This is a genomic window from Caulobacter soli (assembly GCF_011045195.1).
GTDB lineage: Bacteria > Pseudomonadota > Alphaproteobacteria > Caulobacterales > Caulobacteraceae > Caulobacter > Caulobacter soli.
In genome coordinates this window covers 5148051-5169315 of record NZ_CP049199.1, presented here as the reverse complement: position 1 = coordinate 5169315, position 21265 = coordinate 5148051, and the positions used below count along the sequence as shown (strand labels likewise).

Sequence of the window (21265 nt, the reverse complement as noted above, 5' to 3'; positions counted from 1 at the left end):
GGGCACTTAAGCCAAGATCGCGGCCGATGGCCGTTCACGAGGCCGTGAAGGCGGCCTTCTCGCGTAAAAGAAGACCGTTCACTTGAGGCGACAAAGAAAAAGCCGGGCCCTTTCGGACCCGGCTTCGTCTTTTTCGACGCTCCGAAGAGCGATGTGTCGCGCCCAGTGGGCTTAGGGCTAGTCGGCCTTGGCCAGGTTGCGCAGCACGTAGTTCAGCACGCCGCCGTTCTTGAAGTATTCAAGCTCGGTCGGGGTGTCGATGCGGCAGCGGACCGGGAAGCGGGCGATGCGGCCATCGGTCGGGCGATAAAGCTCGACGATCAGCTGCTTGCGCGGCGACAGGTCCTGCAGGCCGCGGATCGAGACGATCTCCTCGCCCGTCAGTTCCAGCTTCTGCCAGCCTTCCTGGATGAACTGCAGGGGCAGGACGCCCATGCCGACCAGGTTGCTGCGGTGGATGCGCTCGAAGCTTTCGCAGATCACCGCGCGCACGCCCAGGAGCTTGGTGCCCTTGGCGGCCCAGTCACGCGACGAGCCGGTGCCGTATTCCTTGCCGCCGAACACGACGGCCGGACGGCCTTCGGCCTGGTACTTCATGGCCGCGTCGTAGATCGACATCACTTCGCCGGTCGGGAAGTGCTTGGTCACGCCGCCTTCGATGTCCGGGGTGATCTTGTTGCGGATGCGGATGTTGGCGAACGTGCCGCGCATCATCACCTGGTGGTTGCCGCGACGGGCGCCGTAGCCGTTGAAGTCCAGCGGGTCGACGCCGTGGTCGATCAGGTACTGGCCAGCGGGGCTGGTCTTCTTGATCGAGCCGGCGGGGCTGATGTGGTCGGTGGTGATCGAGTCGCCGAACACGGCCAGGACGCGGGCTTCCACGATGTCGGTGACCGGGGTCGGGGTCATCGAGATGTTGGGGAAGTAGGGCGGGTTCTGGACGTAGGTGGAGTCACCTTCCCAGGCGTAGGTCTGGCCGCCGGTGATCTTGATCCCCTGCCAGTTCTTGTCGCCCTTGAAGACGTCGCCGTAGCGGCTGGCGAACATCTTCTCGGTGACCGACTTGCGCTGCAGGGCGGCGATGTCCTCGTTCGAGGGCCAGATGTCCTTCAGGAAGACGTCGTTGCCCTTCTTGTCCTGGCCGATCGGCTCGCTGGTCAGGTCGATCTTCATCGAACCGGCCAGGGCGTAGGCCACCACCAGCGGCGGCGAGGCCAGATAGTTGGCGCGGACGTCCGGGTTCACGCGGCCTTCGAAGTTGCGGTTGCCCGACAGCACCGAGCAGGCCACCAGGTCGGCGTCGTTGACGGCCTTGCTGATGTTCTCGGGCAGCGGGCCCGAATTGCCGATGCAGGTGGTGCAGCCGTAGCCGACCAGGTTGAAGCCCAGCGCATCCAGGTGCTTGGTCAGGCCGGCCTTCAGCAGATAGTCGGTGACGACTTGCGAGCCGGGGGCCAGCGAGGTCTTCACCCACGGCTTGACCTTCAGGCCCTTGGCCACCGCGTTCTTGGCCAGCAGGCCGGCGGCGATCAGGACGCTGGGGTTGGACGTGTTGGTGCAGCTGGTGATGGCCGCGATGACCACGTCGCCGTGGCCGACGTCGAAGTTCTCGCCCTCGACCGGCACGCGGGCGTTCGGCGCTTCGGCCTTGCCGAATTCACCGGCCAGGCTCTCGGCGAACTTGGCGGCGGACTCGGTCAGCAGAACGCGGTCTTGCGGACGCTTGGGGCCGGCCAGCGACGGCAGCACCGACGACAGGTCCAGTTCCAGGGTGTCGGTGAAGGTCGGCTCGGCGACGCCGGGCTCCCACCACAGGCCCTGCTCCTTGGCGTAGGCTTCGACCAGGGCGACGCGGGCGGCGTCGCGGCCGGTGCCCTTCAGATAGGCCACGGTCGAGGCGCTGATCGGGAAGAAGCCGCAGGTGGCGCCGTATTCCGGAGCCATGTTGGCGATGGTCGCCTGGTCTTCCAGGGTCAGGTTGGCCAGGGCGTCGCCGTAGAATTCGACGAACTTGCCGACCACGCCCTTCTTGCGCAGCATCTGGGTGACGGTCAGCACCAGGTCGGTGGCCGTCGCGCCTTCCGGCATGGCGCCGGTCAGCTTGAAGCCGATGACTTCGGGGATCAGCATCGGGATCGGCTGGCCCAGCATGGCCGCCTCGGCCTCGATGCCGCCCACGCCCCAGCCCAGGACCGACAGGCCGTTGACCATGGTGGTGTGGCTGTCGGTGCCGACGACGGTGTCGGGATAGGCGACTTCGCCTTCGGCCGCCGTGGCGGTCCAGACGGTTTGCGCCAGGTATTCCAGGTTCACCTGGTGGCAGATGCCGGTGCCCGGGGGCACGACGCGGAAGTTGTTGAACGCCGACGAACCCCAGCGCAGGAAGCGATAACGCTCCAGGTTGCGCTCGTATTCCTTGGCGACGTTGTCTTCGAAGGCCTTGGGGTTGCCGAAGTTGTCGACCATCACCGAGTGGTCGATGACCAGGTCGACGGGGTTCAGCGGGTTGATCTTGGCCGGGTCGGCGCCCAGCGACACCATGGCGTCGCGCATGGCGGCCAGGTCGACGACGGCCGGAACGCCGGTGAAGTCCTGCATCAGGACGCGGGCCGGGCGGAAGCTGATCTCGTGCTCGACGCTGCCCTTGTTGTCGAGCCAGTTGGCCACGGCCTTCAGGTCGGCTTCGTTGACGGAAACGCCGTCTTCGTAGCGCAGCAGGTTCTCCAGCAGCACCTTCATCGACACCGGCAGCTTGCCGGCGCCGTTCAGACCCGCTTCCTCAGCGGCGCGAAGGCTGTAATAGACGTAGGTCTTGCCGCCGACGACGAGTTCGCGGCGGGTTTTGAGGCTGTCTACAGACGCCATTTGGAAGGATCCCTTCTCTGTCCACGGCCGCCGGAAAACCACTCCCGGGATCGCGCGCTCGAGGCGGACCCACAGCGTCCATCCCCGCGCCGCGTACATCCCATCCAAGTTGGAGGGTGACGGCCGAGCGCTTCTTAGCCTTGGTCTGCGTCAACGTCCATGCACAGGGCAGGGTCTTAGGGGCTTCTGGCCTATGTTGAGAACTATTCGCATCAAGGACTTAAGTCTTGTTCGTGGCGAACGGCGGCTGTTCTCGGGCCTGGATTTGGAGATCACGGCGGGACAGGCCGTGGCGCTTACGGGACGAAATGGCGCGGGCAAGACCAGCCTTCTGCGGGCCGTGGCGGGACTTCTGCGGCCCGACCGGGGCGTGATTTCCTTTCATGGTGAGGCGGGCGAACTGGAAGCCGAGGCCGCCCGGGCCGAAGCCCTGCACATGGTCGGTCATCACGATGGCCTGAAATCGACCCGCTCGGCCTGGGAGGAACTGCTGTTCCAGACCCGCTGGACGGGCGGTTCGGAGACCTCGGCGCGGGCGGCGGCGACGAAGTTGGATCTGGATCGTCTGCTGGATCTGGAAGTCCGCCGCCTGTCGGCCGGCCAGCGCCGGCGCGTGGCCTTGGCGCGACTGTTGGCCAGTCCCCGGTCGTTGTGGTTGCTGGACGAGCCGATGGCTCCGCTGGACGCCGGCCATCGCGAAGGCTTCGGCGCCTTGATGGCCCAGCATCTGGCCGGCGGCGGCATGGTTCTGGCCGCCGTGCACGATCCCCTCCCTGTTCCCTGCCAGATCGTGGAGATCGGGGGATGAAGGCGTTCCTGATCCTGTTGCGCCGCGAACTGGCCCTGGCCTGGGGCAAGGGCGGCGGGCCGTTGCTGGCCCTGGCCTTCTACGCCTGCGTCGTCACCCTGCTGCCGCTGGCGGCCGGCCGCGCGCCCGAGCGGCTGGCCTCGCTGGCCCCCGGCATCGCCTGGCTGGCCCTGGCCCTGGCGGCGCTTCTATCGCTGGAGCGATTGTTCGAGCGCGACTTCGAGGACGGGGCGCTGGATCTGCTGGCCCTGGGTCCCGCGCCGCTCGAGGCGGTGGCCGTGGCCAAGTGCCTGGCCCACTGGCTGGCGGCTGGCGCGCCCCTGGCCTTCGCCGCCCCGATCGCCGCCCTGGCCCTGGGCGCCTCGCCGGCCATCATCCCGCTGCTGATCCCCTGCGCCCTGGCGGGCGGGTTGGCCTTCTCGTTCCTGGGCGGACTGGGCGCGAGCCTGGCGCTGGGCTCCAAGCGAGGCGGCCTGCTGGTGGCGGTGATCGTCCTGCCGCTCTACGTGCCGCCGGTGATCTTCGGGGCTGGGGCGCTCGATGCGCTGGCCGGCGGGTTGCCGTGGACGGGCGGACTGTTCCTGCTGCTGGCCTATTCGGCCGCGGCGGTGGCCCTGGGCCCGATCGCCATGGCGGCGGCGTGCCGGAACGCGCTGGATTAGGAGCGCCGACCAAGAACCCTCTCTCTTAGAGAGAGGGATCTGGTGGGCTCTCTAGATCGGCCCCGCGCTGGCCGTCACCGGCGGCGCGTGCCGTTCGCCCAGCACCACCGCGAAGCTGCCGGCGATGATCATCAGGCCGCCGGCCGCCAGGGCCCAGGTCAGGTGGTCGCCGAACAGCAGCACCCCGACACAGGCGCCCATCAGCGGCTCTATGTTGATGAACACCCCGGCGCTGGCGCTGCCCACTCGGGCCGAACCGAACTGCCAGGCGGCCGTGGCCAGCAGGGTGCCCAGCACGCCCAGGCCCAGGATGCCGGTCCAGGCCAGGGGCGAAAGATCCAGTTTCGGCGGGCCGTGCATGATCCAGGCGATCGGCAGCACGGCGAAGGTGGCGACGATCACCGTCACGGCCGGGATGGCCATCGGGTTGGAGACCTTGGGCGCGCGACGCAGCACGATCAGCCAGGCCAGGAAGATGAACAGCGAGCCCAGCGACAGGGCCACGCCCAGCGGCGAGCCGGCGCCGTCGGGCTTGCCGGCGATCAGAGCCGCCCCCAGGGTCGCGGCCGCCACCCCGCCCCACGAGGCGCGGCTGACCTTTTCGCCCAGGATCTTGGCCGAGATGGCGATCAGGGCCGGCATGGCCCCGACCAGCAGGGCGGCCAGGGTGACGCTGACATGGGCCAAGCCCTCGAACTGCACCATGAAGGCGATCCCGTACAGCGCCCCGGCCGCCAGGATCACCGGCGAGCGGAACAGGGCCCGGGCCTCGGCCGTGCGCAGGGCGAACGGCGCGGCCACCACGGCGGCCACGGCGAACCGCAGCAGCACCATGTGCGCCGCGTCGGTCTCGCGCAGCACCAGCTTGCCCAGCGGGAAGCCCAGACCCCAGCAGACGCCGGCGACGATCAGGGCGAGGAAGGCGATCTTCTTGTCGGGGTGCTTCATGGCCGAGCTTCTAACCCCTTTCACGCCAAGTTGCGTCAGCACCGGGCGAATTCCTCGTCCTTCGACGAGCTTAGGATGAGGAATTCGAATGCCGACGTCGCAAAAGTAGCCCTCATCCTGAGCTGGTCGAAGGACGAGGGCGGCCCATAGGCGGCTAGAGCTTCAGTCCGAAACGGGGACCGATCGCGGTCATGCCGAGATAGAGGCCGATCGTCACCGCGCAGCCGATCCCCAGCGCCGCCCAGAAGTTCACGTCCCGCCGCAGCAGGGCCGGCACGATCAGGAACATCGGCAGTGACGGCAGCACGTACCAGAAGGTGGCCTCGACATGGGTCGCCATTCGCTTGACGTCGTGGGTGTCGCGCCACAGCCACAGCATGCCCAGGATCGAGATCAACGGCAGCGAGGCGACCAGGGCCCCGAAGCCCGGCTGGCGCTTGGCGATCTCCGACACCAGGGCGATGATCACGCCCGAGATGGCGGCCTTGATCAGCAGGTAGAGCACTTCGATACGCCTCCAGGTCGCCGGGGTGCGAAAATCTGTCGCGGCTTCAAGCCCTTACAGGAGCGGTGTCCATCAATCCTGCAACATTCGCCGAGGATTCTGACATTCCAGCGTTACACGGGGAATCGAGGTTCGGCTCAAGGGACTTTCCACCGGAGCACCTCCATGCGTTTGCAAACCAGCCGCCTGGCCTTGATGGCCGCGGCCGTACTTTCTCTCTCCACCGCGGCCGTCGCCGTGGCCCAGGACGGTCCGCCGCCTGGCCCGCCGATGGCCGGTGACCACGGTCGCGGAGGCCCCGATGGTCCGGGCCGCCGCCACTTCGACCCCCAGGCCCACGCCCAGCATCTGCACGATGTGCTGCAACTGCGCGCCGACCAGGACGGCGCTCTGAAGGCCTATCTGGCCGCCACCGCGCCGAAGGACTGGAAGAAGGACGGGCCCCGGCGCGAGGCCGGCGCCCCGCGCAAGCCGTTGACCACGCCCGAACGCCTGGACCGCGAGAGCGAATTCCTGGCCCACGCCCGGACCCGGATCGACGCCACCCGCGCCTTCTACGCGGCCCTGTCGCCCAGCCAGCAGAAGGCGTTCGACGCCCTGGGCCCGATGGGCGGGCGCGGCGGTCCGGGCATGCGCCATGCCGGTTTCCGTCACCATAAGGGCGGGTTCGGGGGCGGCTTCCATCGCGGTCCCGGCCGGGGTCCGGAGGACGCTCCGCCGCCGCCGTCGGCCGGTCAACCCGGCTAAGCGATAGCTGAACGATTGCGGGCGCCCTCCAGGTCTTCTAAGGCTCGGTCATGGGCGCCCGTGATCACCACCATCCCCTGGATTTCCTGACGAACCCCGAGCGGTTCATGGCCTTTTCGCGCTGGGCCGCGCCGATGTTCGGCGTGATCGCCGCGATCCTGGCGGCCATCGGCCTGGTCCTGACCTTCGCGGCTCCGGAGGACTACCAGCAGGGCGACACCGTGCGGATGATGTTCATCCACGTGCCGGCCGCCTCGCTGTCCCTCTTCGTCTATCTCTGCCTGGGGATCGCCAGTTTCCTGGCCCTGGTGTTCCGCCACGCCCTGGCCGACGCGGCCGCCGTGGCCTGCGCGCCGCTGGGCGCGGCCTTCACGGCCCTGGCCCTGGCCACCGGTTCGCTGTGGGGCAAGCCGATGTGGGGAACCTGGTGGGTGTGGGACGCCCGCCTGACCTCGGTGCTGGTGCTGTTGCTGTTCTATCTGGGCTATCTGGCCCTGCGCTCGGCCCTGGAGGACGAGCAGAAGGCGGCCCGCGCCGCCGCTATCCTGGCCCTGGTCGGCCTGATCAACCTGCCGATCGTCAAGTTCTCGGTCGACTGGTGGAACAGCCTGCACCAGCCCGCGTCGCCGCTGTTCGCCAAGAGCGGCCTGCCGGCGGTCTATGCCTGGCCGATGCTGGTGATGAGTCTGGCCTATCTGTCGGCCTTCGGGTCGCTGTGGCTGGTGCGGATCCGCGCCCTGGTCTGGCGGCGCAAGGCCCGGGCCCTGGCCCTGCAAGCGGCGGAGGGCTGAGGTGCACTTCGATTTCGACGCCGGCAAATACGCCGTCTACATCTGGCCGGCCTTCGCCCTGACGGCGGGCGCCTTCGCCTGGATGATCGGCGACAGCCTGGCCTCGGCCCGCCGCTGGCGGCGCGAAACCGAGCGGCTTCAGGCCCTCAGGGAAGCGCGCAAGTCGTGAAGCGCTGGATCGGCTTCACCCCGCTGATCGTGTTGGCAGCCTTGGGCGTGCTGTTCGCCGGCTACGCCCTCAAGCACGATCCGCACGTCCAGCCCCACGCCCTGGTCGGCAAGCCGGTTCCGGCCGTCACCCTGCCCGACCTGGACACCGGCGCCCTGGTGGCGGTGCGCGACACGCCGGCCGGACCCCGGCTGATCAATTTCTACGCCTCCTGGTGCGCGCCCTGCCGGGTCGAAGCCCCGCAGCTGATGGCGCTGAAGGCCCAGGGCGTCACCCTGGTGGGGATCGCCTACAAGGACGAGCCGGCCAAGACCCAGGCGTTCCTGACCGAGCTGGGCGATCCGTTCGCCGTCAAGCTGGTCGACCGCAGCGGCCGGGCCGGCATCGAATTCGGCGTCACCGGCGTGCCCGAGACCTTCCTGGTCGGGGCCAACGGCGTGATTCTGGCCAAGCACAGCGGCCCGCTGACCGACGCCGACGCCCGGGAAATGCTGGCCAAGCTGCGCTAGACACGAAAAGGCCCGGACGGCGTTCGCCGGTCCGGGCCCTCGTTCGGTCTCGGTAAAAGACCTGGGTTTTAGCAGCGGTGACCCTTGCCGACCTGGCTGCCGACATAGGCGCCGGCGCCAGCGCCGAGCAGGGTGCCGGGGGTGCGGTTGCCGTTCGACAGCGAATTGCCCAGCAGGCCGCCGCCGATGGCGCCGATGATCGCGCCGGTCGCCTTGCCGCTCTTGCGGTGCGAACGGCAGCTGTCGTAGCTGCGGCGGCCGTCATAGCGGCTGTCGTAACGGTGATGGTCGCGGTAGTAGCGGCTGTCGTGCGCCGAGGCGAAGCTCGGCGCCGAAACCAGGGTCAGGGCGGCGGCGGCCGCGGTGATCATCGAAATGGTCGTCTTGGTGGCGGTATGCATCGGGTGTCCCTTTCAGATTTCTTATTCAACGCCGATCGCCCAGCCCCGATCCGGCCGATCTTGAGAACGACCTTACGCCCGGCTGTCTGAACGGCGTCGACAACCCGACTTTCATCTGGCGTTCATTTTTCTCCGGGTTTTCCCCCAGTTTCCTTAGGACGGAGCCGCGACGATTAACCGCGCGTTGACCATGCTCGCCGACTTTCCATTAACCATGATAGAGTCGCGTCCATGAGCACGATCCGTCCCACCGGCTTGCCGTCCGTCCCCACGAGGCCCGCGTCGTCGCAGGGTTCGCAGGGCGCTGGCGGCTCGCGCGCGGCGGCGTTCTTCCAGGCGGCGGTGGCCGACGCGGCGCCGACCCGGCCGACCGCGCCGCCAATCGCCGTCCAGCTGCAGACCCAGGCCCAGCCGCAACGCCAGCCCCCGCCCCGACCGTTCGTGCAGCCGGCCGAGCAGCCGCAGAAGATCCTGCGGCCGGGCTCCCTGCTGAATATCCTGGTCTAGGGGCCCTAGACGGGCCAGGTTTCCGGGCTCATCGCCAGCACTTCGCCCGCCAGATAGAGCGAGCCGCAGATCAGCACGTGCGGCGTGGGCGCGATGGCCAGCGCCTTGTCCAGGGCCGCCTCGACGCTGTCGCAGGCGCTGGCCCGCAGGCCCGCCAGTTCGGCCGCCGCCGCCGTCTGGGCGGCGCTGGCGGCGGCGCTGCCCTCGAACGTCACGCTGAAGACCTTGGCCCCCAGCGCCGCGAACGGCGTGAAGAAGCCGGTGGCGTCCTTGTTGGCCAGCAGACCGGCGATCAGGGCCACCGGCCGCCCATCCCGCGCCGCCAGGTCGCCCAAGGCCCGGGCCACGGCCTGGCCGGCATGGGGATTGTGGCCGCCGTCCAGCCAGAGATCGGCGCCCGCCGCCTTGGCGCGTTCGGCCAGGGGACCTGCGGTCAGGCGCTGGAACCGCGCGGGCCAGGTCGTGGCCGCGATCCCCTGGGCCATGGCCGCCTCGTCGATGCGCGGATCGTTCAGCACCAGCAGCGCCGCCACCGCCAGGCCGGCGTTGGCGAACTGGTGCTCGCCGGGCAGCGACGGGGCCGGCAGGTCCAGCAGGCGGTCCTGCATCTGCACCAGCAGCCGCCCGCGCTCGTTCCAGGCGTCGAAGTCGCGGCCCATCAGGGTCAGGTCGGCTTCGAAGAGGTCCGCCTCGCGCTCGACGACCCGTTCGGCCTCTTCCTGCTGGCGGGCGGAGACGACCGGGGTGTTGGGCTTGATGATCCCGGCCTTTTCCTGGGCGATGGCCGCCAGGGTGTCGCCGAGGAATTCGCGGTGGTCGATGTCGATCGGGGCGATGACGCTGACCGCCGGCATGACCACGTTGGTGGCGTCCAGGATACCGCCCAGCCCCACCTCGACCAGGCACAGGTCGGCGGGGACCTCGGAAAAGGCCTGGAAGGCCGCGGCGGTGGTGATCTCGAAGAAGGTGATCGGCAGGCCGGCGTTGGCGGCCTCGACCCGTTCCAGCACGTTGGCCAGGTGTTCGTCGGTAATCAGGGTTCCGGCCAGGCGGATCCGCTCGGCGAACCGCACGAGGTGCGGCGAGGTGAAGACGTGGACCTTCAGGCCCGCCGCCTCGGCCATGGCCCGCAGATAGGCGACGGTCGAGCCCTTGCCGTTGGTGCCGGCCACATGGATCACCGGCGGCAGCTTCTTCTGCGGATCGCCCAGGGCGGCGCACAGCCGGACCATGCGGTCCAGCGACAGGTCGATCAGCTTGGGATGCAGGGCCTGCAGGCGCGCCAGCGCGGCGTCGTGGGCGCGGAGGTGGTCGGTCATGGAGGGTTCGCCCTCGTCCTTCGACAGGCTCAGGATGAGGGCTGTTGCTCACTCAGCGCCAAATTCGATCCTCATCCTGAGCTTGTCGAAGGACGAGGATCGTTCACCAAAGTTGACTAGGCGGCCTTCAGCGCCCGGCCCATCATCAGCGTGCCCAGGATCGAGCCCAGTGTCGCCGGCAGTTCCTTGCGCGGCGTGACGCGGTCGACCATGCCCTTTTCGACCAGATATTCCGAGCGCTGGAAGCCCGGCGGCAGGGTCTCGCGGATGGTCTGCTCGATGACGCGCGGGCCGGCGAAGCCGATCAGGGCGCCCGGCTCGGCCAGGTGGACGTCGCCCAGCATGGCGTAGGAGGCGGTGACGCCGCCGGTGGTCGGGTCGGTCAACACCACCACGTAGGGCAGGCCGGCGTCCTTCATCTGGTTGATGGCCAGAGTGGTGCGGGCCATCTGCATCAGGGACAGGGCCCCTTCCTGCATCCGCGCGCCACCGGCCGCCGTGAAGGCGATCAGCGGAACCTGGCGCTCGATCGCGGCCTCGGCGGCGGCGATGAAGCCTTCGCCGGCGGCCATGCCCAGCGAACCGCCCATGAAGGCGAAGTCCTGGACCAGCACCACGGCGTCGACGCCGCCGACCTTGCCGTAGCCGATGGCCATGGCGTCCTGCTCGCCGGTGCTCTTGCGAGCGGCGGCCAGGCGATCCTTGTAGGGCTTGCCGTCCGAGAACTTCAGCGGGTCTTCAAAGACGGCCGGGGTCGGCAGGACCTCGTGCTCGCCGTCGTCGAAGGTGAACTTGAAGCGCGCCTCGGGGCCGATGCGCATGTGGCGTCCGGCCGGGGTGACCCACAGGGCCGCCTCCAGGTCGGAGCGGTAGATCATTTCGCCCGTATCGGGGCACTTGACCCAGAGGTTCTCGGGCGTCTCGCGTTTGGCGAACGCGCCGCGCACGCCGGGGGCGATCCGCGACAGCCAGCCGCCGCGTCGCTCGGCCGGAGCCTTGGTCTTGTCGCCCTTCTTGGGCCCCTGGGGTTCAGCCATCGCCATAGCCTTCAGCCTCACGCCAATTCGAGTCGCGCCGATCGCACAGCCTTAGCCAGCTCCGACGCCTTGAGAAGAACCTTCTCGGTCACGTTTTCGTTCAACTTGGCCGCCGAAGCGATTTCGTCGACCAGGGCCGAGCCGACCACCACGCCGTCGGCCACGCGGGCCACGGCGGCGGCGCGCTCGGGGGTCTTGATGCCGAAACCCACGGCCACGGGCAAGCCCGAGGCGGCGCGGATGCGCGCCACGGGACCGGCCACCGCGTCGGCGTCGGCTTCCAGCACGCCGGTCACCCCGGCCACCGAGACGTAATAGATGAAGCCCGAGGTGCGCTTGACCAAGACCTCCAGGCGGGCGTCGTCCGTCGTCGGCGTGGCCAGACGGATCAGGTTCATCTGGGCCGCTTCAAGCGCGTCGGTCAGCGGGCCGGCTTCTTCCGGCGGGCAATCGACGATGATCACGCCGTCGGCGCCGGCGTCGGCCGCGTCGTTGGCGAAGGCCTCGTAGCCGTGGAACAGCACCGGGTTCAGATAGCCCATCAGCACGATCGGCGTGACGGTGTTGGTCTCGCGGAAGCGGCGGACCAGGCCCAGCACGTCGCGCATCTTGGTCCCGGCGGCCAGCGAGCGCTGCGAGGCCAGCTGGATGGTCGGGCCCTCGGCCATCGGGTCCGAGAACGGCATGCCCAGCTCGATGACGTCGGCGTGCTCGGCCAGGCCCTTCAGGAGCTCGAACGAGGTCTCCAGGTCCGGATCGCCGGCCATGATGTAGGCGATGAACAGGGCCCGGTGGTCGTTTTCCCGCTGGAAGGCGCGCTGCAGGCGGCCCGCGTCGCGATAACTCGTCACGCTCATCTAGATCGTCCGTCCCAGGGCGTCGGCCACGGTGAAGATGTCCTTGTCGCCCCGGCCCGACAGGCACAGCACGATCACGCCGCCCTCGCCGATCTCCTTGGCCAGCTGCGGCAGCTTGGCGATGGCGTGGGCGCTTTCCAGGGCCGGAATGATCCCCTCGAGTTCGGCGCACAGCTGGAAGGCCGCCAGGGCCTCGTCGTCGGTGCAGGTCAGGTACTGGGCCCGGCCGATGTCGTGCAGGAAGCTGTGCTCCGGACCGATGCCCGGATAGTCCAGGCCCGCCGAGATCGAGTGGGCGTCCAGGATCTGGCCGTCGTCGTCCTGCAGCAGGTAGGTCTTGTTGCCGTGCAGCACGCCCGGGCGGCCGCCGGTCAGCGAGGCGGCGTGCTTGTCGGTCTCCAGGCCGTGGCCCGAGGCCTCGACGCCGTAGATCTTGACGGTCTCGTCGGCCAGGAACGGGTGGAACATGCCGATGGCGTTGGAGCCCCCTCCGACGCACGCGACCACCGCGTCGGGCAAACGGCCTTCCAGCTCCTGGATCTGCTCGCGGGTCTCGTTGCCGATGACGGCCTGGAAGTCGCGGACCATGGCCGGATAGGGGTGCGGCCCCGCCGCTGTTCCAATCATGTAATAGGTGTCGGCCACGTTGGTGACCCAGTCGCGCATGGCCTCGTTCATGGCGTCCTTGAGGGTCGCCGCCCCCGAGGTCACGGGGCGTACTTCGGCGCCGAGCAGGTTCATGCGGAAGACGTTGGGCTTCTGCCGAGCCACGTCGACGGCGCCCATATAGACGACGCAGGGCAGGCCGAAGCGGGCGGTGACGGTGGCGCTGGCCACGCCGTGCTGGCCCGCGCCGGTCTCGGCGATGATCCGGGTCTTGCCCATGCGCTGGGCCAGCAGGATCTGGCCCATGCAGTTGTTGATCTTGTGCGCGCCGGTGTGGTTCAGCTCCTCGCGCTTGAAATAGATCTTCGCGCCGCCGAGGCGCCTGGAGAGGCGCTCGGCGAAATAGAGCGGCGACGGGCGGCCCACATAGTGCGTGAGGTAGCCGGCCAGCTCCTTCTGGAAGCTCGGATCGTTCTTGGCCTCGGTGTAGGCCCGGTCCAGCTCGAGCACGAGCGGCATCAGGGTCTCGGCCACATAGAGGCCGCCGTAGTCGCCGAAGCGGCCCTTGGCGTCGGGATAGGCGGACCAGTCGTTAGGCTTGTTCGGAACGTTCACGAGCACTTCCAAAGGGCGGGCAGCGGTCAGGCGCGTTTGACGGCGTCGAGAAACGCCGTGATCAGAGCCGGGTCCTTTAGGCCGGGACCCCGCTCGACGCCAGAGGAAACGTCCATCAAGGGCGCGCCGGAGGCCTTGATCGCCTCGGCCACGTTCCACGGATCCAGCCCGCCGGCCAGGAAATGCGGGCGGGAAAAGCGCCGGCCCTCCAGCAGGCTCCAGTCGAACCGCGCGCCGGTGCCGCCCGGCAGCACCGAGCCTTCGATGGGCCTGGCGTCGAACATCAGGTGCTCGACCACGCCGTCGAAGGCGTTGGCCTGGTCGACGTCGGACGACGCGGAGACCGAGAAGGCCTTGATGATCCCGGCGCCCGAGCGCTGGGCGATCTCGCGGACGCGGCTGGGGGTCTCCTTGCCGTGCACCTGGATCAGGTCGGGCTTGAGGGTGGCCATCAGGCGGTCGATCAGGGCGTCGTCGGGATCGACGGTGACGGCCACGGTCTTGACCGGGCCGTTGCGCAGCGGCGCGGCCAGGCGGGCGGCGGCCTCGGGATCGAGGTTGCGCGGGCTCTTGGCGAAGAAGACGAAGCCGACGAAGGCCGCGCCGCCGTTCACGGCGGCGGCGAGCGTCTCGGGCGTGGAGAGCCCGCAGATCTTGGCCTGGGTGGTCATCGTGGGGAGTTACGTGCCCGGACGCTGGAGCGCAAGGTCCTCCCCCTGTGGGGGAGGTGTCGGCGCAGCCGACGGAGGGGGGAGTATTGAGGCGACCGCCGCATTCAGGGTCGACAATCCTAACTCTCCCCCCACCGGCCTTCGGCCGCCTCCCCCACAGGGGGAGGGCCTTTAGGTCACCGGATCTGACAGCGTCGCCCGCATCGTGCAGACCAGGCCCTCGGGCCGGTAGTCCATCGTCGCCGCGCCCTTCAGCTCCCCGCGCAGGCTGCGTTCGATCAGGCGCGAGCCGAAGCCGCGGCGGGCGGGCGGGATCACCGGCGGGCCGCCGGTTTCGGTCCAGGTCAGAGCCAGGTCGCGGGAGGCGGCGTCATAGGTCCAGCTCAGCACCACCCTGCCCGTCCCGTTCGACAGCGCCCCGTATTTCAGGGCGTTGGTCGCCAGCTCGTGGAAGATCAGCGCCATGGTCAGGGCCCCGCCCGGCGCCAGCCAGACCGGCGGGCCGTCGATCGTCAGCCGCCCTTCCCCCTCGGGCGGCGTGAACGGCGCCAGGGCCCGTTCGGCCACGTCGCACAGCCCCGCCCCGTGCCAGCTCTCGCGGGTCAGCACGTCGTGCACCTGCGACAGGCCCATCAGGCGGGACTCGAACTTCTCGAAGGCCACCAGCGGATCGGGCTCGGTCTTCAGGGTCTGGCTGGCCATCGACTGCACCGTGGCCAGGGTGTTCTTCACGCGGTGGTTCAGCTCGTTGATCAGCAGGCGCAGCTGGTCCTGGTAATGGCGCTGCTCGGCCTCGACCTGCTTGCGGGCGGTGATGTCGGAGATGATCACCACCAGATAGGGCCGCCCCTCGCCGCCGGGATCCACCCGCGAGGCGGTGACATGCACCCAGACCTCGCCGTCGCGGCCGTCCACCCGCCGCTCGACCGCGTAGGTGTCCAGCTCGCCCGACAGCAGGGCCTGGCCCTGGGTGACCACGGTGGCCAGGTCGTCCTCGCTGCGGACGATGTCCATGAAGGTCGAGGCCAGCAGGGTCTCGCGATCGCGGCGGGTGATGGCGCAGAAGCGGTCGTTGACCTCCAGGAACCGGCCCTGGCCGTCCACCCGGGCCACGCCCATCGCCGCCTGGTCGAACACGGCGCAATAGCGGGCCTGGGCCGCCTGCAGCCGGTGCTTGGCCTCGATCGCGGCGGTGACCATCTCGGTATAGAGCACCAGCCCGCCGATCCGCCCGTCCTCGGTCCGCCAGGGCGCCATCGACCAGCGCACCCAGTGGACCTTGCCGTTGCGGTCGACATAGCGGTCGCCCTCGTCCTCGCGCAGCTCGACCCCCTCCGCCAGCACCTGGGCGTGCTTGTCGCGCCAGACCTGGGGGACGGTGGGGAAGACGTCGTAGTGGCGGCGGCCCAGCAGGGGCGTGTCGGCCGGCATGTCCTGGTCGGTCAGGTACTGCCGCGAGGCGGCCAGGTAGCGCATCTGGTCGTCGAAGATGGCGATGCCCATCGGCGCGTGCTTCAGCGCGATGACCAGACTGGGCGAGGTGGGGGACGAGGCCGCCCCCAGGGACGCGGCGGCGGGCGGCTCCCCGGCGTCGGTCGACGATCGCGCGGCCATCGCGCTCCTTTGCTCGGACTCGTTCGGACGTTGCGCCCATCTTGCCCAGGTCGCGCCGGCTGTCGATGGGGCAATCTCCGAAGGGCGGACAAGCCTTCCCCGTGGGGGAGGCTGTGGACGCACAGCTTCGGCGCGGGTCGGGGACACACGCATGCGTGTGTCCCCGTCAGCGGACGCGGCTTCGCGCTCACGCGCCGAGGGCTGCGATGGGATGGAAAGGGTCGCGGAGCGCCGGACGACGTCCGGAGTTTGAAAAATGAATACCGTTTCGACGAAGCCCGATCGCTCCACGCCATCGTTATGCGCAAGCCCGCGACGCTAGGCCCTGTTGGAGCCGCGCCTTGGAGCCTGCGACGGGCGGGTCAGGCCAACGCGCCTGATCCCGGACCGCGAGCGTCATCCGCCCGCCTGCCGCCAAGTCGACCCTCACGTCACGTCGTACTTGTATTCCAGGCCCGACCGGCACCAGAGACGCAAGGTTTGACGTCGTTCCTACAGACGCGAACGCCGCCGCCGACAGAGCTTCCCGCTCGATCGCCCCCGCCGCCGCATCGGTCGCTGGCCATGCGCCCTTTCCCTGCGTCGAGGTGGGTACAGGATACGGGCGGTTTGGGAGGGTGAGGACAAGATCGGATCGAGAAAGTTCAGGGCGTTGAAATCGCTGGGCTTCAGTTTCCATCCGTCGGGGATAGACTCTCTTGACCCCTCTCCCAGAGGGAGAGGGCGGGGCCCGCCGCGCAGCGGTGGGAGGGTGAGGGGTTAAAACGTCGGACGGCGCGCCGGCAGGGCGTCGGTGAGACATCGGACAGGGCGTCACCCCTCACCCTCCCACGCTTTCAGCGCGGGCCCCTCCCTCTCCCCTCCGGGAGAGGGTCCGCCAGCCGTCCACCCCCTACGCCCAGCCGCGCCGCCCCCCGGCGGCCAGGCCGCGCCCTGAAATCCATGGTGGCGAGCCTGCTCTGGGGTCTGACCGTGTCAAGGAGGGCTCTCCGAGCCCCCGCGACGCGGTCGCCGGAGGCGATCCTTGACACGGTCAGACCCCAGAGCTCCAATTCCACCAAGGGTTTCAGGACGTGGCGTCATCCGCTGAGGGGCGGATGCCTTTATAAAATGTTCGGCAGACCTCCAGTCGGCGGCTTGGCGCTCTCCTGTTTGGCAGTTGGGTCGTATCCAGCTGGGGCATACGGCTCGCCCTTAATCCAATATCCTCGCCCTTCGAGCTGTACGAGGAAGTCTTGGCCAGATCGCCAAAGCATAGTCCCGAGCGTTTTGACGGGATCTGCGCCATTCACCACCATTCCACGGGCCTTGAGGGCTTCGTGAAGTTTGCGACGAGACATTGGGTGTTCCCGCTCGATGAGTATCAGAAGAACCTGAGATACGACGTCCATTGGCTTGGGGTTATCAACGACCCGTTTTCGGGGCGGCTCACCTCCAAGATGGAGATTGGTTGAGGCGGGCTCAGCGCCTGGCACCTCTCGGGCGTCGGACATAAAGATCCCTTTATGTTCTATGGAGTCCATTCCCAGGATGTGGCGTGTGCGTCGGTACATCTCTATGAAATCATTGAGACTTTTTAGCTCTGCGTGAAGCTCTTCAACGCGACTAACCGCCGCCTCATAGACCTTGTCCACGTTTGTTCCCCTTTGGTGCGTTGCATCTTGATACCACGTCAGAACTCTTCCTGCTACAAGGTGTGAGGCGGGGCTTGTGACTCGCGTCAAAGTCCCGTATCCATCCTAGAGCTTTAACGGAGTTGCGATGCAGACAGCCTGACCCCTGACGCGGAAACCGGCGTCCAGTTCAGCCCATGGCTGAGAGAACGGGGAGCAGAAATGGAAAAGCCCGCCTTGCAGGGCGGGCTTTCCTGAGGTGGCGAAATCAAACCGAGCCGGAAGCGCGATCTAATAGGCAACCCCTAGCATCGCCCAGATTGCACTTCCGGCTCCCCCTTTCAACCCCCTACTTCGTGGAGGTTTGGGTATGGGCACGCGCGTGCACGTCACCAACTACCTGCGGATCCGGTTTGGCCGTTTGGAGCACGTTGTGCGCCACACGCGCCGCTGGCCGCGCTCTTAAGTTCAACGAGCTAGAGTAAGGCTGGCGCTGGCGGTCGAGCTCTCGGATCAACAAGCAATGCCGCGCGGGTGGGATCCGCGCGGCCATTTCTCGGTTCATCATGTATCGGGGGCGTGGCTGCGCGATCTTGAGGGTTGATACCCCCTACTCCGCCGCCGCCAAATCCCCCGACCCCTCGTACGCCGCCATCATCGCCATGTTCAGGATCTTCGACACCGACGCGCTCAACGGCGCGATCTGGACCGGCTTGGACAGCCCCAGCAGCACCGGCCCGATCACCGTCGCCCCGCCCAGGCTCTGCACCAGCTTGGTCGCGATCGAGGCCGAGTGGATGGCCGGCATGATCAGGATGTTGGCGCTGTCGGTCAGGCGCATGAACGGGTAGTTGGCGCGCTTTTCCGGGTCGAGCGCCAGTTCGGGCGGCATTTCGCCCTCGTATTCGAAGTCGACGTCCATCTCGTCGAGCATGGCCACGGCCTCACGCACCTTGTCGGAGCGCTCGCCCATCGGGTTGCCGAAGGTGGAGTAGCTCATGAAGGCGACGCGCGGCTTGAAGCCCAGGCGCTTGACGGCGCGGGCGGCCTCGACGGCGATCTCGACCAGCTCGTCGCTGTCGGGCAGCTCGGTGACGTTGGTGTCGGCCACGAAGACGGTGCGGCCCTTCGCGAGGACGACCGACATGCCCATGATCCGGCCGCCGGGGGCCGGGTCGACGACGCGCAGCACCTCTTCCAGGGCTTGGTCGAAGCTGCGGGTGACGCCGGTGACCATGCCGTCGGCCTCGCCCAGGGTGACCATCGAGGCGGCGAAGCTGTTGCGGTCCTGGTTGATCAGGCGCTGGACGTCGCGCTTCAGATAGCCCTGGCGCTGCAGGCGCATGTAGAGGGCGTCGACATAGTCGGGATTGCGGTCGCTGAGGCGGGCGTTGTGGATCTCCAGGCCCGCGGTCTGCGGGTCCAGGCCCACGACGCGCATGTTCTCCTGCACCAGGTTCTCGCGGCCGCAGAGGATGGCCTTGCCGTAGCCGCCGGTCTGGAAGGCGTAGGCGGCGCGGATGACGCTGGGGTCTTCGCCTTCCGCGAACACGATCGTCTTGGGGTTGGCCAGCACGGCGCCGCTGATTTTCTGCAGGAAGCCGGCGGTGGGATCCAGGCGCTGGGCCAGGTTGGCGCGATAGGCGTCCATGTCGGCGATCGGCTTGCGGGCCACGCCGGTGTCCATGGCGGCCTGGGCCACGAACGGCGGCACGTACCAGATCAGGCGCGGGTCGAAGGCCGAGGGGATGATGTACTGCGGGCCGAACTTCAGCTGGCGGCCGTGATAGGCGGCGGCAACCTCGTCGGGCACGTCCTCGCGGGCCAGCATGGCCAGGGCGTTGGCGCAGGCGATCTTCATCTCGTGGTTCACGCGGCGGGCCCGCACGTCCAGCGCGCCGCGGAAGATGTAGGGGAAGCCCAGGACGTTGTTGACCTGGTTGGGATAGTCGCTGCGGCCGGTGCCCATGATCGCGTCGCTGCGGATGGCGTGGACCTCTTCCGGGGTGATCTCCGGGTCGGGGTTGGCCATGGCGAAGATGACCGGATTGGGCGCCATGCTGGCGATCATCTCGGGCGTGAAGGCGCCCTTGGCCGAGAGGCCCAGCAGGACGTCGGCGCCGACCACGGCTTCGGCCAGGGTGCGCAGCGGCGTGTCGACCGCGTGGGCGCTCTTCCACTGGTTCATGCCCTCGGTGCGGCCTTGATAGAGCACGCCCTTGCTGTCGACGGCGATGACGTTCTCGGGGCGCACGCCCATGGCCTTGATCAGTTCCAGCGAGGCGATGCCGGCCGCGCCGGGGCCGTTCAGCACGACCTTCACGTCCTGGATGTTCTTGCCGGTGATATGGCAGGCGTTGATCAGGCCGGCGGCGCAGATGATAGCGGTGCCATGCTGGTCGTCGTGGAACACCGGGATGTCGAGCAGCTCCTGCAGCTCGGTCTCGATGCGGAAGCACTCGGGGCTCTTGATGTCCTCCAGATTGATGCCGCCGAACGTGACGCCGATGTTCTTGACCACCGTGATGATCTCGTCGGCGTCCTTGGAGGTGACCTCGATATCGATGGAGTCGACGTCGCCGAAGCGCTTGAAGAGCACCGACTTGCCCTCCATCACCGGCTTGGAGGCCAGGGCGCCCAGGTCGCCCAGGCCCAGGATCGCGGTGCCGTTGGAGATCACCGCCACCAAGTTGCCCTTGGAGGTGTATTCGTAGGCCAGGTCCGGATCCTTGGCGATGGCCAGGACGGGCACGGCGACGCCGGGGGAATAGGCCAGGGACAGGTCGCGCTGGGTGGCCATCGGCTTGGTGGCGACGACGCCGATCTTCCCGGGCGTGGGATAGCGGTGGAAGTTCAGCGCTTCCTCGTCCGTGAAGGTCTTCTTTTCCGCGTCGCTCATGGCGCGTTCCCCTATTGGCCCGTGGGCCTGCAACACACGTCGATGGAGGCGCCGAACGATGCGACGCGCCCTTATGGGCGGCACCGTAGCGACCGGGCGGGGTCGTCACAACCTCGCGAGGGCCAAAGTTTTTCGCGCAAACGCTTGTTCTGCTTGGGATTGCTCTTGTCCAACGTTGTCATATCGCCCCCACGGTCGGCCATCGCCTCCTTGACCTGAGGGGCCGTGTCGGGAGACTACCGGCCGCGTCATCCCAGGAGATCGCCTTGAGCCAGAACGACTTAGCCGCGCCGCTCGATCCGAACAAAGGTACCGTTACCATTGCTCTGGCGGGCGCCCTGGGCCGGATGGGCCAGGCCTTGGCCAAGACGCTGGACGGTCGGACCGACGCGACGGTCGTCGGACGATTTGATCGCCCCGGCGCCGAGGGCGAGGGTTTGAGCGACCGTTTCACCGCCCTGGCCCACGCCGACGTGGTCATCGACTTCACGATTCCCGAGGCTTCGGCGGCCCTGGCCGAGGTCTGCGCCGACCTGGCCGGCGAGACCCGGACCGGGCCGGCCATGGTCATCGGCTCGACCGGCTTCACCCCCGAACAGACGGCGCGGATCGCGCGGGCGGCCCAGAAGATCGCCATCGTCAAGTCGGGCAACTACTCGCTGGGCGTCAACATGCTGATGGGCCTGGTCAAGCAGGCCGCCGCCGCCCTGCCCGCCGCCGACTGGGACGTCGAGGTCCACGAGGCCCATCACAAGCGCAAGATCGACGCCCCGTCCGGCACCGCCCTGATGCTGGGCCAGGCGGCGGCCGACGGGCGCGGCGTGGGCCTGGGCCAGGTGGCCGACCGGGCCCGCGACGGCGTGACCGGTCCGCGCAAGGAAGGCGCGATCGGCTTTTCCGTCGTGCGCGGCGGCGGCATCATCGGCGAGCACAGCGTGATCTTCGCCGGCGAGGAGGAGGTGCTGACCCTGTCGCATTCGGCCACCGACCGGGGGTTGTTCGCGCGGGGGGCGGTCGCCGCGGCCTTGTGGGTCAAGGACAAGCCGCCGGGCCTCTACGACATGCAGGACGTCCTCGGCTTCGAAAGATAGGCCTAACAATCGCCGCAGCTTGCGGCATTGT

At 68.3% G+C, this 21265-nt stretch carries 20 protein-coding genes; 8 read left to right on the top strand and 12 right to left on the bottom strand.

From position 1 onward, the window contains the following. Positions 1 to 177: 177 nt before the first annotated feature. Positions 178 to 2865, bottom strand: a complete 2688-nt coding sequence (acnA, locus tag G3M62_RS24100; RefSeq protein ID WP_165191070.1) for an aconitate hydratase AcnA — start codon at positions 2863 to 2865, stop codon at positions 178 to 180. A gap of 193 nt (positions 2866 to 3058) precedes the next feature. Here acnA and ccmA point away from each other — a divergent pair, with 193 nt between their 5' ends. Together ccmA and ccmB are read left to right on the top strand one after the other, a co-directional pair. Next, positions 3059 to 3673: a heme ABC exporter ATP-binding protein CcmA gene (gene ccmA, locus G3M62_RS24095; protein WP_165191069.1), complete on the top strand. Its 615-nt coding sequence runs from the start codon at positions 3059 to 3061 to the stop codon at positions 3671 to 3673. Continuing rightward, the gene (gene ccmB / locus G3M62_RS24090) at positions 3670 to 4335 is read left to right on the top strand and encodes a heme exporter protein CcmB (RefSeq protein WP_165191068.1); all 666 of its coding nucleotides are present in this window, start codon (positions 3670 to 3672) and stop codon (positions 4333 to 4335) included. The genes ccmA and ccmB overlap by 4 nt, the downstream gene beginning before the upstream one ends. A 51-nt stretch (positions 4336 to 4386) precedes the next feature. On the opposite strand, the gene G3M62_RS24085 is transcribed toward ccmB, so the two are convergent. Together G3M62_RS24085 and G3M62_RS24080 are read right to left on the bottom strand one after the other, a co-directional pair. Further along, positions 4387 to 5283 carry a DMT family transporter gene (locus tag G3M62_RS24085; protein WP_165191067.1) on the bottom strand — a complete coding sequence of 299 codons (897 nt, stop codon included), beginning with the start codon at positions 5281 to 5283 and terminating at the stop codon, positions 4387 to 4389. Between the two features lie 154 nt (positions 5284 to 5437). Continuing rightward, positions 5438 to 5788 (bottom strand): DUF3147 family protein, encoded by a 351-nt coding sequence (locus G3M62_RS24080; protein ID WP_165191066.1) that lies wholly within the window; start codon positions 5786 to 5788, stop codon positions 5438 to 5440. Between the two features lie 165 nt (positions 5789 to 5953). Between G3M62_RS24080 and G3M62_RS24075 the strand changes: the two genes are divergently transcribed. Genes G3M62_RS24075 through G3M62_RS24060 form a run of 4 tightly spaced genes read left to right on the top strand, consistent with a single transcriptional unit; the run spans position 5954 to position 8004 of the window. Continuing rightward, the gene (locus tag G3M62_RS24075; RefSeq protein ID WP_165191065.1) at positions 5954 to 6535 is read left to right on the top strand and encodes a Spy/CpxP family protein refolding chaperone; all 582 of its coding nucleotides are present in this window, start codon (positions 5954 to 5956) and stop codon (positions 6533 to 6535) included. 50 nt (positions 6536 to 6585) lie between these two features. Next, positions 6586 to 7326: a heme ABC transporter permease CcmC gene (gene ccmC, locus G3M62_RS24070; protein ID WP_165191064.1), complete on the top strand. Its 741-nt coding sequence runs from the start codon at positions 6586 to 6588 to the stop codon at positions 7324 to 7326. A 1-nt stretch (position 7327) separates the two neighbouring features. After that, a complete protein-coding gene (gene ccmD / locus G3M62_RS24065) occupies positions 7328 to 7495 on the top strand; it encodes a heme exporter protein CcmD (protein ID WP_165191063.1) in 168 nt (55 codons plus the stop codon). Further along, entirely contained in the window at positions 7492 to 8004 is a 513-nt protein-coding gene (locus tag G3M62_RS24060) for a DsbE family thiol:disulfide interchange protein (RefSeq protein ID WP_165191062.1), read from the top strand. The genes ccmD and G3M62_RS24060 overlap by 4 nt, the downstream gene beginning before the upstream one ends. 68 nt (positions 8005 to 8072) lie before the next feature. On the opposite strand, the gene G3M62_RS24055 is transcribed toward G3M62_RS24060, so the two are convergent. Beyond that, positions 8073 to 8405: a glycine zipper 2TM domain-containing protein gene (locus G3M62_RS24055; protein WP_165191061.1), complete on the bottom strand. Its 333-nt coding sequence runs from the start codon at positions 8403 to 8405 to the stop codon at positions 8073 to 8075. A gap of 231 nt (positions 8406 to 8636) precedes the next feature. Here G3M62_RS24055 and G3M62_RS24050 point away from each other — a divergent pair, with 231 nt between their 5' ends. Continuing rightward, the gene (locus G3M62_RS24050) at positions 8637 to 8912 is read left to right on the top strand and encodes a hypothetical protein (RefSeq protein ID WP_165191060.1); all 276 of its coding nucleotides are present in this window, start codon (positions 8637 to 8639) and stop codon (positions 8910 to 8912) included. 5 nt (positions 8913 to 8917) lie between these two features. Here G3M62_RS24050 and G3M62_RS24045 read toward each other — a convergent pair whose 3' ends face one another. The 8 genes from G3M62_RS24045 to G3M62_RS24010 form a co-directional block, all read right to left on the bottom strand. Continuing rightward, positions 8918 to 10231, bottom strand: a complete 1314-nt coding sequence (locus G3M62_RS24045) for a bifunctional folylpolyglutamate synthase/dihydrofolate synthase (protein WP_165191059.1) — start codon at positions 10229 to 10231, stop codon at positions 8918 to 8920. Positions 10232 to 10347: 116 nt separating this feature from the next. Further along, positions 10348 to 11274, bottom strand: a complete 927-nt coding sequence (locus G3M62_RS24040) for an acetyl-CoA carboxylase carboxyltransferase subunit beta (protein ID WP_165191058.1) — start codon at positions 11272 to 11274, stop codon at positions 10348 to 10350. 11 nt (positions 11275 to 11285) lie between these two features. Next, complete coding sequence (gene trpA, locus G3M62_RS24035) at positions 11286 to 12125, bottom strand: tryptophan synthase subunit alpha (protein ID WP_165191057.1); 840 nt, start codon at positions 12123 to 12125, stop codon at positions 11286 to 11288. Beyond that, complete coding sequence (gene trpB / locus G3M62_RS24030; RefSeq protein ID WP_165191056.1) at positions 12126 to 13346, bottom strand: tryptophan synthase subunit beta; 1221 nt, start codon at positions 13344 to 13346, stop codon at positions 12126 to 12128. A 26-nt stretch (positions 13347 to 13372) separates the two neighbouring features. Continuing rightward, entirely contained in the window at positions 13373 to 14017 is a 645-nt protein-coding gene (locus G3M62_RS24025; protein WP_165191055.1) for a phosphoribosylanthranilate isomerase, read from the bottom strand. Positions 14018 to 14188: 171 nt separating this feature from the next. Next, complete coding sequence (locus tag G3M62_RS24020) at positions 14189 to 15631, bottom strand: sensor histidine kinase (protein ID WP_165191054.1); 1443 nt, start codon at positions 15629 to 15631, stop codon at positions 14189 to 14191. Positions 15632 to 16734: 1103 nt separating this feature from the next. Beyond that, positions 16735 to 17265, bottom strand: a complete 531-nt coding sequence (locus G3M62_RS24015) for a hypothetical protein (protein WP_165191053.1) — start codon at positions 17263 to 17265, stop codon at positions 16735 to 16737. Between the two features lie 589 nt (positions 17266 to 17854). Continuing rightward, positions 17855 to 20158 carry an NADP-dependent malic enzyme gene (locus tag G3M62_RS24010; protein ID WP_165191427.1) on the bottom strand — a complete coding sequence of 768 codons (2304 nt, stop codon included), beginning with the start codon at positions 20156 to 20158 and terminating at the stop codon, positions 17855 to 17857. 251 nt (positions 20159 to 20409) lie between these two features. On the opposite strand from G3M62_RS24010, the gene dapB reads away from it, so the two are divergent. Next, positions 20410 to 21234, top strand: a complete 825-nt coding sequence (dapB, locus tag G3M62_RS24005) for a 4-hydroxy-tetrahydrodipicolinate reductase (protein ID WP_165191052.1) — start codon at positions 20410 to 20412, stop codon at positions 21232 to 21234. The last annotated feature ends 31 nt before the right edge of the window (positions 21235 to 21265 follow it).